The sequence below is a fragment of the Streptomyces sp. L500 genome (assembly GCF_054551825.1).
In genome coordinates this window covers 1-13016 of record NZ_JBTOLC010000009.1, presented here as the reverse complement: position 1 = coordinate 13016, position 13016 = coordinate 1, and the positions used below count along the sequence as shown (strand labels likewise).

Below are 13016 nucleotides of genomic sequence, written 5' to 3'. Positions count from 1 at the left end.
CCGGAGCGGGCATGCCGGGCATACGATGCCCGGCATGCCGACGCTCCACCTCCTGACCGGCGCCCCGGGCGCGGGGAAGTCCACGCTGATCGCGCACCTGACGGCGTATCCGCTGGTCGCCGTCGACTTCGACGAGCTGATCGAGCCCATCGGCGAGCTGCTGGGCGTGGACGTCAGGTCCTCGGCGGCGAGCCGGGTGTGGCCCGGCTACAACAAGCTGTGGGCGGAGATCGTCGCCCTGCTGCTGCGCGGCGACCGGCCCGTGCTGGTCATGTGCCCGCTGGCACCGGACGAATGGCGGCGCGCGGCCTCGGCCGCCTCGGCGGCCGTGCCGGAGGCCGCCGCCTGGGCGCGCCTCGACTGCTCCGACACCGACCGGCGCGCGCGCCTCGCCGCGCGCGGCTGGGACGACGGCCGCATCGAGGACGCGGTCGAGGACGCGGCGGAACTCCGCCGCGCCGTCGACCGGGAGTTCACCACCAGCGGCCACTCGGCGGCGGGGACGGCGGCGGCCCTGGCGAAGTGGGTCGGCTGCTGAGCGGCCCGAAGGGGCGGGAATGGATCGGCTGCTGAGCGCCCCAAAGGGGCGCGGGGCAGTGTCGATCTGCGGCTACCGCCGCGTGGGCGCGACCAGCCACGACGCGCCCGCACACGACGTCACGCGGACCCCGTCAGCTCCTCGATCGCCTTGAGGGCCTCCCCGGCTCCGTCCTCGCTCCCCATGAGCCGCGCAGCCGACGCCGCGGCCCGCGCATACGCCCCCTCGTTCGTCACCCGGGAGAGCGCGTCGGCGAGCCGCTCGGCGGTGAGCGAGGGGAAGGGGATCGGCCCCGTGGCGGCGCCGAGGGCGGCGAGCCGTCCGGCCCAGAACGGCTGGTCGCCGGTGACGGGCACGGTGACCGCCGGGACCCCGGCGCGCAGCGCGGCCGCCGAGGTGCCGGCCCCGGCGTGGTGGACCACGGCGGCCAGCCGTGGGAACAGCGGGGCGTGCGGCACGTCCCCGATGGTCAGGACGTCGTCGCCGTCGGCCGCGAGGCCGGCGCTGCCGGACTGGAGGATGCCGCGCAGCCCGGCGCGGCGCAGAGCGCGCACGGCGATCTCGCTGAGCCGTTCCCCGTCCCCGCTCGCCATGGACCCGAAGCCGATGAGGACGGGCGGGGATCCGGCGTCGAGGAAGTCCTCCAGCTCGGTGGGCAGCGGTTCGGCGGGCTCGTGGTGGGGCCACCAGGTCCCCACGACCTTCAACCCGGGCCGCCAGTCGGCGGGGCGTGGCACCAGGGCCGTGCTGAAACCGTGGAGGACGGGCCAGTCGGCCTGTTCCTGCCGGCGGCGCATGGCGGAGGGGGACAGGGGCGGCAGCTGAAGGCGGTCGCGCAGTTCGCCGGCCGCCTGCTCGTAGAGGCGGTCGACCATGCGGAGGGCGAAGCGTCCGGCGGCGCGGTTGGCGAGGCGGCCCAGTGAGCGGGTGCCGGTGACGGCGGGCGGGAAGTCGCCGGTCGGCGCGGTGGGCTGGAGGTACACGCCGAGGCTCGGGGTGCCGGTGGCCTCGGTGAGGTGCCAGCCGAGCGGGGCCGTGGTGGCCGAGAGCAGCAGCAGGTCCGTGTCGTCGCCCACCACGTCGGCGAATCCCCGGCCCAGTTCGGTGACGAACGCGGCGGCCGTGCGCATCAGATCGCGTCTGCCCGTACCGGCGCCGCGCCCCCGCGTGTCGGCGGGGAGGCCGCGGAATTCCAGCCCGGCGGCGCGTACGAGGTGGGCGTAGGCGTCGGTGGCGGCCAGTGTGACGTCGTGCCCGGCGCGGCGCAGCTCGGCGCCCAGGCCGGTGTAGGGGGCGACGTCGCCGCGCGATCCGGCCGCGGCGATCAGGATCCTCATCGATGCTCCTCGGAGAGGGAGGGGGTACGGCCGCCGTCGTGACGGGCGGCATTGGCGTGGACCGCCCTGCCCACGTAGGCGGCCAGCCCGGGGCGCTGCTGTGACGGCGGTACGACCAGGGCGAAGGCGCGCGGCTCGCTGACGAAGTCGTCCGCGATGCGCCGGTGCATGTCGACGGGGCAGGAGGTGAACCAGCGCGAGATGTGCAGCCGGTGCTCCTCGGCGAGGTCCATGGCCCGCTCGCCGTCGCTCGGCTCCCCCTCGTCGAAGGCCGCGAGCAGCTCCGCGCGCCAGGCGGCGGCCTCGCCCATGAGCCGCCGCCAGTCGTCCTTGGTGTGGGCGGCGGCGCGCGCCATCGCCTCGCGCCGGCCGTCGGAGTGGGCCCACTTCAGCTCCGCCTGTGTGGCGTAGCTCAGATCGAAGGTGATCTCGCCGAAGACCTCGAAGCGCTCCTCGGGGGTCAGGGCCACCCCGGTCTGCTGCACCTCGATGGCCCGTTCCGCCACCTCGGCCAGCCGCCGCAGCCTCTCGATCTCCTCCCCGAGCCGCCGCTGCCGGGCCCGCAACTGCTCCAGGGCGTTGGCCTGCGGGTCCTCGAGGATCGTGGCGATCTCGTCGAGGGAGAAGCCGAGCTCGCGGTAGAACAGGATCTGCTGGAGCCGGGCGAGGTCGGCGTCGCCGTAGAGCCGGTACCCGGCGGGGCTGCGCTCGCTGGGCGAGAGCAGCCCCGCCTTGTCGTAGTGGTGCAACGTCCGCACCGTCACCCCGGCGAATGCCGCGACCTGTCCCACGGAGTAACTCATCCACCTGCCCTTTCGTCGGCGTCCAGCCTCGGGCCTGACGTAGGGGGAGGGTCAACTCGGGTGGGTGGTGCCCTGGAGCGGCCGGCGCTCGCGGGTCAGTACAGGGCGTCGCCCATCGGGGAGTCCTCGCCGACGACGTAGGCGCGGATCGCCGCCAGGTACGCGGCGCGGGTGATCCGCCCGTCGCCGTCGGTGTCGAGCGCGTCGAACGCGGCCTCGGCGTTGCCGGGCGGGTTGTTGAGCGCGGTGCGCAGGGTGGTGAACCCGGGCCGGTCCAGGGCGCCGTCCCCGTCAGCGTCGACGAGGTCGAACAGCGAGCCGAGGGCGTACTGGCAGACGTTGTCGAACTTGTCGCCGTCCACCCACGCGTCGTATTGGTCGAAGGTCAGCCGGCCGTCCGCGTCGGCGTCCATCACCTCCCAGGCCTTGTGCCCCTTCGCGCGGGCGGTGACGACGAGCGGGTCGTCCTCCGAGCGTCCGGTCGCCTCGACCACCCGGTCGATGCGGGAGAGGTAGTCGTGCGCCGAGATGACGCCGTCCCCGTCCGCGTCCATCATGGCGAAGACGCGCCACGTGGGGGTGGGGGCGGCGGCTGTGGTGGTCGTACGGTCCAACGCGGTCTTCCTCCTGCTCGCTGCGGAGCGACGAGAGTTCGTCCCGTCGTGCATACCCAGCGAACCGCGTGTCCCATGCGGCCGCGGCCGGGCTCGTTTTCCCGCCAACCGTCGCCGTGCCGGACTCGCTTCCCGATCTTCTGGGAAAGATCCTTTCCATGTCCGATGTCCCCCGCGCCGATGACGTGGTCCTGTCCGACTCCCCCGCGCCGCCGCCCTACAGGTGGCGCTGGGCGGCGCTGTGGGTGATCCTCGCCGGAGAGGCGATGGACATGCTCGACTCGCTGGTGGCCACCATCGCGGCGCCGTCGGTCCGGGCCGAGCTGGGCGGCGGGGCCGGCGTCACCCAGTGGCTGGCGGCCGCCTACGCGCTCGCCATGGCCGTCGGGCTGATCACGGGCGGGCGGCTGGGGGACGTCGTGGGGCGTCGCCGGACGTTCCTGATCGGCACGGCGGGATTCACCGGCGCCTCGCTGCTGTGCGCGGTGGCCGTGTCGCCGGGGTTCCTGATCGGGGCGCGCGGGCTCCAGGGGCTGTTCGGGGCGGTGATGATCCCGCAGGGGCTCGGCATCATCAAGGAGATGTTTCACGGCCGGGAGCTGGGCAAGGCGCTGGGGATGTACGGACCGGTGATGGCGCTGTCCTATGTGGGCGGTCCGGTGCTGGCCGGCTGGCTGGTGGGCGCCGACTGGTTCGGGGCCGGCTGGCGCATGGTCTTCCTGGTCAACCTGCCGCTCGGGGGGCTGGCGTTCCTCGGCGGGTGGCGGTTCCTGCCCGCGTCGGCCCCCACGGCGAGGACCAGGCTGGATCTGGTGGGTGCCGCGCTCGCCTCGGCCGCCGCGCTGGCGGTCGTCTTCCCGCTGGTCCAGGGGCGCGAACTGGGGTGGCCGATGTGGGCGTTCGTGTCGATGACGGCCGGAGTGGCCCTGTTCGGGGCTTTCGGCTGGTACGAGGACCGGGTGTCACGCGGTGGCGGTGACCCGTTGGTGGTGCCGGGGCTGTTCCGCAAGAGGGCCTTCTCGGGCGGTCTGGTGACCGGCGCGGCGCTGTTCGCCGCGGTGGCGGGGTTCTCGCTGGCGCTCAGCCTCTATTTCCAGTCGGGGCTGGGTGCTTCGCCGCTGGAGGCGGGGCTGGCCGTGCTGCCTTGGTCGGCCGGTACGGTCATCGGTTTCGTGGTGGTGCAGGTGCTGGACAGCGCGGGGTCGCTGCGCCGGTACGGGCGCGCGCTGGTGCGGACCGGCGTCGTGGTGATGGCACTGGGTGCCGGGGCGTTCGCCTGCGCGCTGCGCTGGGCGGGCGCGCACGTCACGGTGTGGCAGGGCGCGCCCGCGCTGGCGGTCGTGGGGCTGGGGTTGGGTCTGGTGATGGGCCCGTTCTTCGAGACGGTGCTGGGCACTGTGGAGCCGCACGAGACGGGCTCGGCCGCCGGGACGCTGACGGCGGTACAGCAGTTCGGCAGCGCGCTGGGCAGCGCGGTGCTGGGCACGGTCTTCTTCTCCGCGCTCGCCGGCCGGGGCACGGGCGCGACGGGGACGGACGCCTCCGGGACGGCGGCCCGCCTCGACTGGTCACGGGCCATGGAGATCACTCTGGGCGCGGAAGCCGGGCTGCTCGCGATCACACTCGTCGCGTCCTTCCTCCTCCCCGCCGAACCGGGCGTAACCCCGACCGGTCGGCTGACCGGAAATGATGTTGGTGATTGACAGACGGAAGAGAACCGTCCAGTCTCGTTCAGCCGAACAGCCAGCCATAGCCTGACTATTGGCGTTAAGTCCCGCAAAACCTCTTGATTATGGTCGATTTACGACACAGGGAGCCGCTTCATGCTGCCCACGATGCCGCACCACGAACGTGAACTTTTCCTCGCCGAGCCGCGCGTCGGCGTGCTGGGCGTCACCGACCCCCGGGGCGAACGCGCCCCGCTGCTGGTGCCGGTCTGGTACCACTACGAGCCCGGAGGGGAGGTCGTGGTCCAGACCGGCCGGGAGATGGTGAAGACCAAGCTCCTGCTGGAGGCGGGCCGCTTCAGCCTCTGCGCCCAGGACGACAACCGCCCCTACCGGTACGTCAGCGTCGAAGGGCCCGTCACCTCGGTCACCGACCCGGCCGACCCCGAGATGCGCGAGGCCATGGCCCACCGCTACCTGGACCCCGAGGAGGCGCGCGCCTACCTCAAGGCGACGGCGCACCAGCTCCAGGGCGACATCACCTTCCGCATGCGCCCGCGGCACTGGCGCACCGCGAACTTCGCCGCTTTCGCCGCCGACTTCGCCGAACAGGGCAAGAGCGACTCCGACGGCTGAGCCCCACTCCCCCACCCACCACACACCTCACACGGCACGGACGACATGACACCCACACCCCCCGAAACAGAACGAACAGGTCTCCATGACAGACATCGACGTTTCCGCCCGGCCGGCTCCCACCGCCCGCCCCGGGGCGGCCGGCGCGAGCGGCACGCGCGATTACCCGCGTGACCGGAGCCTTCCCGAGCTCTTCGAGGAACAGGCGGCGGCCCGGCCACAGGCCCTCGCCGCCCGGCACGGGGACCGCACCCTGACCTACGGGCAACTCGGCGCCCGCTCCGACGCGCTGGCCGCCCACCTGCTCGACCGGGGCGTCGAGCCGGGCACGCCGGTGGGCGTGTGCGGCAGCCGTTCCCTGGAAGCGCTGGTCGCGCTGCTGGGCATCCTCAAGGCGGGCTGCGCCTACGTCCCGCTCGACGAGGACCTCCCGCCGGCCCGGCTGCGGGCCATGGCCGAGGACGCCGGGCTGCGCGCGGCCGTCGTCCTGCCCGGCAGCGCCGACCCGGTGCGCGGGCTGCCCGTCCGCGTGGAGTTCGACACGTCCGACACGGTCGAGCACGCCGTCGACCGTCCCCGGGGCACCCGGCACGCCGCGGACCCCGCCGACTGCGCCTACGTGGTGTTCACCTCCGGCTCGTCCGGCCGCCCCAAGCCGGTGGCGATACCCCACCGGGGCGTGGCCCGTCTCGTCCTCTCCGACGGCGAGTTACCCCCGCCGGGCCCCGGCGACGGCGTGCTGCACGCCTACGGACTGTCCTCCGACGCCTCCACCATCGAGATCTGGGGCGCGCTGCTGACCGGCGCCTGCCTGGTCCTGGCGGACCGCGAGGAACTCCTCTCGCCCACCGCCCTGGAGGAACTGTTCCGCGCCCGGGGCGTGACCGTCGCCTACCTGACGACCAGCGTCTTCCACCTCGTCGCCCGCACCCGCCCCCAGGCCCTGGCGCCCCTGCGCTTCGCCTCCGCCGGCGGCGAGGCGATGGACCCCCGCCTGGCGAACGAGGTACTGGCCGCCTGCCCCGGCACCACCGTCGTCAACTTCTACGGCCCGACGGAGAACTCGGTCGTCTCCACCGCGCACGTGGTGCGCGAACTGCCCGCCGACGCCACGCACGTCCCCATAGGCCGCCCCTTCGGCGCCACCGTCTGCCACGTCCTGCGCCCCGACGGCACGGCCGCGGCACCGGGCGAGGAAGGGGAGCTGTACGTCGGCGGGGACGGACTGGCCCTGGGCTACCTCGGCGATCCCCGCCTGACCGCCGAGCGGTTCGTCGACCTGCCCGCCCACCAGCCGCACGGGCCGCTGTACCGGACCGGCGACCTGGTCGTCCGGCACGCCGACGGGCTGCTGGAGTACCGGGGACGGCTGGACCGCCAGGTGAAGCTGCGCGGTGTGCGCGTCGAGCTGGACGAGATCGAGGCCCGGCTGCGGGCCCACCCCGAGGTCGGCGAGGCCGTCGTCCAGCTCGAATCCGGCGCCCTGACCGCCTATGTCACCGCCGCCGCGCCCGGCGGCCCCCTGGACCTGCCCGGCATCCGCGCCTACTGCGCCGAGTGGCTGCCGCCCCAGACCGTCCCGACGCTGGTGGCCATGGACCACCTGCCGGTGACCAGCGGCGGCAAGGTCGACCGCGCCCGGCTGAAGGCCCTCGCACCCCGGCCCCGGGGAACCGGGGAGCCCGGCGAGGCCGACCCGTCCAAGGTAGAGGGAGTGCTCGACGCCCTCGCCGAGGTGTGGCACCAGGTGCTCCGGGTACGCCCCACCCCCCAGGACGACTTCTTCCGGCTCGGCGGCGACTCGCTGCTCGCCTCCGAGACCGTCACCCGCACCCTCGCGGTGCTGGGCCTCGACGCCGCGCTGGGCTCCGCCCTCATCAGGGCCCTGCTGGCGGCGCCCACCCTGGAGGGCTTCGCCACGGCCGTCCGCGAACTGCGCGGCGGCGCCGGCGGCCCGGCGCGGAACGAACCGGCGGTCGACTTCGAGCGCGAGAGCGAGCTCGGCTTCGAGCTGCCGCCCGCCCAGGGCCCGGCCCCGCGCCCCGAGGACCCCCGGAACGTCCTGCTCACCGGCGCCTCCGGGTTCGTCGGCGCCTTCCTGCTCGACCGGCTGCTGCGCATGACGTCCGCGCGCGTCCACTGCCCCGTACGGGCGTCCGGCGCCGCGCACGCCGACCGGCGGGTGCGCAACACCCTCGCCCGCTACGGGCTGAGCCTCGACGAGGCCGCCTGGCGGCGAGTGGAGTGCTTCCCCGCCGACCTGTCCGAACCCGGTCTCGGCCTCTCCCCCGACCACGCCGCCGAACTGTCCGGCAGCCTGGACCTGATCGTGCACAACGCGGCCCGCGTCAACTTCCTCTACCCGTATGAGGAGTTGCGCTCGGCCAACGTCGAGGGCACCCGCAGGGTCGTCCAGCTGGCGGCACCCCGCCGCGTGCCCGTCCACTTCATCTCCACCGTCGCCGTCGTCGCCGGATTCGGCACGGCCGGGGTGGACAAGGTCGACGAGGACATGCCGCTGGCGCACGCCGACGGGCTCACCATGGGCTACGCGGAGAGCAAGTGGGTCGCCGAGGAGGTGCTGCGGCGGGCGGCCGAACAGGGCCTGCCGGTGGCGGTGCACCGGCCGTACGAGGTGACGGGCGACCGGGTGACCGGCGCGTGCAACACCGAGACGGCCATCTGCTCCCTGTTCAAGACGATCGCCGAGACGGGCCTGGCCCCCGACATCGAGCTGCCGATGGACTTCGTGCCCGTCGACCACCTCGCCGAGGCCGTGGTCCACATCGCCACCCGCCGCCCGGCCGGCTGGCGGGTCCACCACCTCACCAACCCGCGCCCGGCCATGCTCTCCGACGTCCTGGACCGGATGCGCGCGGCGGGCTTCGCGATCCGCACGCTGCCCTACGACCAGTGGGTGGGCGAGCTGGTGCGCCACGTCGCACGCAACCCGAAGAGCGCGACGGCCCCGTTCGTCTCCCTGTGCGTGGACCGCAGCCGCAACGCCGACATGTCGGTCAAGGAGATGTACCTCAAGGGCGTCTTCCCGGTCCTGGGCCGCCGCAACGCCGAGGAGGCCCTGGACGGCAGCGGGCTGGACTGCCCGCCCGTCGACACCGCGCTGCTGGACCGGTACCTGGAGTTCTTCTTCTCGTCCGGCTACATCCCGCGCCCCACCCCCGGACACCCGTCGCTTCCCGGAACGGAGCACACAGCATGACCGAGCCCGAGGACCTCTCCACGCTCGTCCAGGTCCCGGCCGTGGAGCCGGGCACCGCCGGCCCGCCGTGCGGCTACGCCCGGCTGCGCGCCGAACAGCCCGTGGTCAAGGCGGAGTTGCCGAACGGCGAGACGGGATGGCTGCTCAGCCGCTACGAGGACGTGCGGGCCGCCTTCGCCGACCCCCGGCTCGTCCGGCCGCTGCTCTCCGCCTGGCCGCCCCGCGAGGGCCCCGACGCCCCGCCGCCGTGCCTGCCGACGTTCCTGGAGATGACCGGCGAGCACCACGAGCGGGTACGGCGCACCGTGCTGCCGCTCTTCGGCAGGCGCCGCCTGGAGTTCATGGAGTCCCGGATCCGGGCCATGGCCGGGGAGCTGATCGACGCCATGGTGGCGTCCGCCGACGGCGGCACGGCCGACCTGGTCGCCGCCTACGTCGATCCGCTGCCGCTGCGCGTGCTGTGCGAGACCACCGGGATCCCGCACGAGGACCACGGGATCTACCTCCCCCACACCCTCACCCTGCTGGGCGCCGCCGGGCTGTCGATGGACGAGGTGCTGGCGGCCCTGTACGCGCTCCAGGACTACGCCGAGGACCTCATCTCCCGCAAGGAGAAGGAGGGCGAGGGCGAGGACTACATCCACCTCCTGCTGGCGGAGAGCCGCCGCCCGGACGGCGGGATGACCCGGGACGACGTGGTCAGCTTCGTCGTCACCATGCTGATGGCCGGCTACAAGACCAACATCCAGCACACCGGCAACGCGCTGTTCACCCTGCTCACCCACCCCGACCAGCTGACGGAGCTGCGCGAGTCGCCGCAGCGGATGGGCACGGCGGTGGAGGAACTGCTGCGCCACGTCCCGCTGATGAACGCCATCAACATCCTGGTCGCCCAGGAGGACTTCACCCTCCACGGGCAGCACATCCGGGCCGGGGACGCGGTCATCCCGGTGCCCGCCTCCGCCAACCGCGACCCCGCCGCGTTCACCGACCCCGACCGCCTGGACCTGACCCGCGCCCCCAACGCGCACGTCGCCTTCGGCCACGGGCCGCACGCCTGCACCGGCGGGCACCTGACCAGGCTGCAGCTCTCCATCGCCATCGAGGTGCTGCTGGAGCGGCTGCCCGGCATCGAGCTCGCCGTGCCGGCGGAGTCGATCCCCTGGGACGAGTCCACCCCGCTGCGGGCCCCCGCCCGGCTCCCGGTGCGCTGGTGACGCACCCCTCCGACGAAGTGACGACCGGACGAGAAAGGCCCGAGACAGTGACCGCACCGAACGCGGAGCTCCCCCACTACCCCTTCAGCACCGAGGGCGTCCGTCTCGCCCCCGAACTCGACGAGCTGCGGAGCCGCTGCCCGGTGGCCAGGGTCAGCACCAACTCCGGCGGCGAGGCGTGGCTGGTCACCGGCTACGAGACCGCCCAGCACGTGCTGCGCGACCGGAAGTTCGCCCGGTCCGTACTGGCCGACCCCGAGGGCCCCACCCAGGACACCCCGATCCTGGCACCCGAGCTGCTGGACGCCATGAACCACCTCCAGCAGGCCGGACTGCGGGACGAGGTCCTCAAGGCGCTCGGCCGCAACCAGCCCGAGCTCCCCGCCGACTGGGTCGCCGAGGTCACCCGTGAGGGCCTGGACGCCATGGTCCGGCAGGGCAGCCCGGGCGACCTCCAGCGCCACTTCGCGGAATGGGTCGCCGCCCAGTGCATGTGCCGGGTCCTCGGGCTGCCCTTCGAGGACCACGAGTGGCTCGCCGTACGGGCCGACCTCGACCTGACCATGGTGACACCCACCCACGAGGAGCTCGCCCGCAACTGGGAGGAGATCCGGGTCTACATGCACGAACACATGGCCGCCCGCCGCCCCGGCCGGCCCCGCGGCCTCGCCGACCGCCTCGCCGACCTGAACGCGGAGCGGCAGGGGCTCACCGACAAGCAGCTGTCGAACATCGTCTCCGTCCTGTTCGTCAGCGGTTACGAGGACTTCGCCAGCTTCCTGGGCGTCGCGGCGCTCACCCTCCTCCAGCGCCCCGAGGCGATGGACGCCGTGCGCGCCCGCCCGGAAACCATGCCGCAGTGCGTGGAGGAGCTGCTGCGCCACAGCGTCGTCCTGGGCAACGCCATCCCCCGCTTCGTCACCGAGGACACGAAACTGGACACGGCGGAGGTACGGCGGGGCGACCTCGTCCTGCTCTCGCTGGACGCGACCAACTACGACCCCGCCGCCTTCCCCGACCCCGGCACCTTCGACCCCACCCGCTCCCCCAACCCCCATCTCCGCTTCGGCTACGGCCGCCACCACTGCCCGGGCGCCCACCTGGTCCGCCGGCAGTCCGAGACCGCCTTCGGCGTCCTGCTCGACCGGCTGCCGGGCATCCGCCTGGCGGTACCGGTGGACGAGGTGCCCTGGCACCCCAACCGCATGGCGATCATGCTGGCGGGGCTGCCGGTCACCTGGTAGCGAGGCCGGGGGCTCACACCTCGGGAGCCCCCGTCTCCGTCAGCTCGCCGTCGGCCAGCCGCAGCCACCGGTCGACGCGGATCTCCCACAGGAACCGTTCGTCGTGGCTGACCACGACGAACGCGCCCTGGTAGGAGTTCAGCGCGCTCTCCAGCTGGCCCGCGCTGACCAGGTCGAGGTTGTTCGTCGGCTCGTCCAGGAGCAGCAGGTGCGGGGCCGGTTCGGCGCACAGGACGCAGGCCAGGGTGGCGCGCAGCCGCTCGCCGCCGGAGAGCACCCCGACGGGCAGATGGGCGCGGGCGCCCCGGAAGTGGAAGCGGGCGAGCAGGTTCATCCGCTCGGCCTCGGACCGCTCCGGGGCGTACTCGGCGAAGTTCTCGGCGACCGTACGGTCCGGGTCGAGCAGGTCGAGGCGCTGCGAGAGATAGGCGACGCGCCCGTCGGCCCGCTTGACCGCGCCGCTCTCCGGGGCCAGGCCGCCGTCGAGCAGCCGGAGCAGGGTGCTCTTCCCGGCGCCGTTGGGGCCGGTCAGCGCGATGCGTTCCGGGCCCCGGATGGTCAGGTCGAGGCCGTTCCCGGCGAAGACGTCCTTGCCGCCGAGCCGGACGCGGAGCTGTTCGCCGAGGAACAGGTTGCGTCCGGCGGGCACGTTGGTGTCGGGCAGGTCCAGCGTGATGCGTTGTTCGTCGCGGAGCGCGCGCCCGGCCTCGTCCAGCCGGGCCTTCGCCTCGCTGACGCGGCCGGCGTGCATCTGGCCGGCCCGTCCGGCGGATTCCTGCGCGCCGCGCTTCATGTTGCCGGCGAAGATGCGGGGCAGGCCGGCGCTCTTGAGGTTGCGGGCGGCGTTGCTCTGCCGGCGTTCGGCGCGCTCGCGGGCCTGTTGCATCTCGCGCTTCTCCCGCTTGAGCTCCTGTTCGGCGTTGCGGACGTTCTTCTCCGCGACCTCCCGCTCGGCGCGGACGGCGTCCTCGTACTCGGTGAAGTTGCCACCGTAGAAGCGGAGTTCGCCGCGCGGGTCGAGTTCGGCGATGCGTTCCATGCGGTCGAGCAGGGCGCGGTCGTGGCTGACGAGGAGCAGGCAGCCTGTGAAGTTCGCCAGTACGTCGTAGAGCTTGTGCCGGGCGTCGAGGTCGAGGTTGTTGGTGGGCTCGTCGAGCAGCAGCACGTCGGGGCGCTTCAGCAGCTGGGCGGCGAGGCCGAGGGAGACCACCTGTCCGCCGCTGAGGGTGCTCAGCGTGCGGTCCAGGGTGACGTCGGTCAGGCCGAGGCGGTCGAGCTGGACGCGGGTGCGTTCCTCGATGTCCCAGTCGTCGCCGATGGTGGTGAAGTGCTTCTCGTCGGCGTCCCCGGACTCCACCGCGTCGATGGCCCGGACGATCGCGGCGACGCCCAGCACCTCGGCGACGGTGAGCTCGCCGGTCAGGGGGAGGCTCTGCGGCAGGTAGCCGAGGGTGCCGGTGACGGAGACCGACCCGGTGGCGGGGCGCAGTTCACCGGCGACGATCTTGAGCAGGGTGCTCTTGCCGGCACCGTTGGGCGCGACGAGACCGGTGCGGCCGGGGCCGAGGGTGAAGGACAGGTCCTGGAAGACGGGGGTGTCGTCGGGCCAGGCGAAGGACAGGTTCGAGCAGACGACGGAAACGCCGGAGACGCCGGACATGAAGGTGACCTCGTGAGAGCGCAGTGACAGACAAGGGGAAGTGGAAAAGCGGAACGACAACGAAACCACTGACGGCGGCG

The 13016-nt window shown here is 73.3% G+C and carries 10 protein-coding genes; 6 read left to right on the top strand and 4 right to left on the bottom strand.

Annotated elements, in window-relative coordinates; all coding sequences use genetic code 11:
• Nucleotides 1-34: 34 nt before the first annotated feature.
• A complete protein-coding gene (locus ACX9I7_RS11550) occupies nucleotides 35-538 on the top strand; it encodes an AAA family ATPase (RefSeq protein WP_459387245.1) in 504 nt (167 codons plus the stop codon).
• 119 nt (nucleotides 539-657) lie between these two features.
• Here the strand turns inward: ACX9I7_RS11550 and ACX9I7_RS11545 are convergent, their stop codons facing one another.
• From ACX9I7_RS11545 to ACX9I7_RS11535, 3 genes are all read right to left on the bottom strand, one after another.
• The gene (locus tag ACX9I7_RS11545; RefSeq protein WP_459387244.1) at nucleotides 658-1875 is read right to left on the bottom strand and encodes a glycosyltransferase; all 1218 of its coding nucleotides are present in this window, start codon (nucleotides 1873-1875) and stop codon (nucleotides 658-660) included.
• Entirely contained in the window at nucleotides 1872-2678 is an 807-nt protein-coding gene (locus ACX9I7_RS11540; protein ID WP_459387243.1) for a MerR family transcriptional regulator, read from the bottom strand. The genes ACX9I7_RS11545 and ACX9I7_RS11540 overlap by 4 nt, the downstream gene beginning before the upstream one ends.
• A gap of 95 nt (nucleotides 2679-2773) precedes the next feature.
• Nucleotides 2774-3292 carry an EF-hand domain-containing protein gene (locus ACX9I7_RS11535; RefSeq protein ID WP_387567607.1) on the bottom strand — a complete coding sequence of 173 codons (519 nt, stop codon included), beginning with the start codon at nucleotides 3290-3292 and terminating at the stop codon, nucleotides 2774-2776.
• Between the two features lie 158 nt (nucleotides 3293-3450).
• On the opposite strand from ACX9I7_RS11535, the gene ACX9I7_RS11530 reads away from it, so the two are divergent.
• The 5 genes from ACX9I7_RS11530 (at nucleotide 3451) to ACX9I7_RS11510 (ending at nucleotide 11276) form a co-directional block, all read left to right on the top strand.
• Entirely contained in the window at nucleotides 3451-4995 is a 1545-nt protein-coding gene (locus tag ACX9I7_RS11530; RefSeq protein ID WP_387567605.1) for an MFS transporter, read from the top strand.
• A gap of 120 nt (nucleotides 4996-5115) precedes the next feature.
• Complete coding sequence (locus tag ACX9I7_RS11525; RefSeq protein ID WP_387567603.1) at nucleotides 5116-5595, top strand: pyridoxamine 5'-phosphate oxidase family protein; 480 nt, start codon at nucleotides 5116-5118, stop codon at nucleotides 5593-5595.
• A gap of 85 nt (nucleotides 5596-5680) precedes the next feature.
• A complete protein-coding gene (locus ACX9I7_RS11520) occupies nucleotides 5681-8815 on the top strand; it encodes an amino acid adenylation domain-containing protein (protein WP_459387242.1) in 3135 nt (1044 codons plus the stop codon).
• Nucleotides 8812-10032, top strand: a complete 1221-nt coding sequence (locus ACX9I7_RS11515) for a cytochrome P450 family protein (RefSeq protein WP_459387241.1) — start codon at nucleotides 8812-8814, stop codon at nucleotides 10030-10032. The genes ACX9I7_RS11520 and ACX9I7_RS11515 overlap by 4 nt, the downstream gene beginning before the upstream one ends.
• Nucleotides 10033-10079: 47 nt before the next feature.
• Nucleotides 10080-11276 (top strand): cytochrome P450, encoded by a 1197-nt coding sequence (locus ACX9I7_RS11510; RefSeq protein ID WP_387567597.1) that lies wholly within the window; start codon nucleotides 10080-10082, stop codon nucleotides 11274-11276.
• A 13-nt stretch (nucleotides 11277-11289) separates the two neighbouring features.
• On the opposite strand, the gene abc-f is transcribed toward ACX9I7_RS11510, so the two are convergent.
• The gene (abc-f, locus tag ACX9I7_RS11505) at nucleotides 11290-12936 is read right to left on the bottom strand and encodes a ribosomal protection-like ABC-F family protein (RefSeq protein ID WP_459387240.1); all 1647 of its coding nucleotides are present in this window, start codon (nucleotides 12934-12936) and stop codon (nucleotides 11290-11292) included.
• Between the last annotated feature and the right edge of the window lie 80 nt (nucleotides 12937-13016).